The 229-nt window shown below is 33.6% G+C and carries 1 protein-coding gene; it reads right to left on the reverse strand.

Annotation, left to right across the window (positions count from 1 at the left end):
- Positions 1-30: 30 nt before the first annotated feature.
- Positions 31-229: response regulator (locus AOA59_RS00050; RefSeq protein ID WP_143522709.1), on the reverse strand; the 199-nt coding region annotated here is incomplete at its 5' end.

Consider the following 229-nt stretch of genomic DNA (forward strand, 5'->3'; position numbering starts at 1 on the left):
GCTTATAGATGATCAATAGTTCTCCTTAAATTAAGACACTTTTTTCAATGCTTCTTGAATTCGTTCTTGATTAAATGGTTTAACGATAAAATCCTTCGCTCCACTTTGAATTGCTTCAAGAACCATGCCTTGTTGCCCCATCGCTGAACACATAATAATTAAAGCATTGTGATCAAATTTTCTCATTTCTTTTAGGGCATTTACGCCATCTAATTCTGGCATAGTAATA

Source organism: Pseudomonas sp. 2822-15, from assembly GCF_002742515.1.
Taxonomy (GTDB): Bacteria; Pseudomonadota; Gammaproteobacteria; order Pseudomonadales; family Pseudomonadaceae; genus Aquipseudomonas; species Aquipseudomonas salomonii.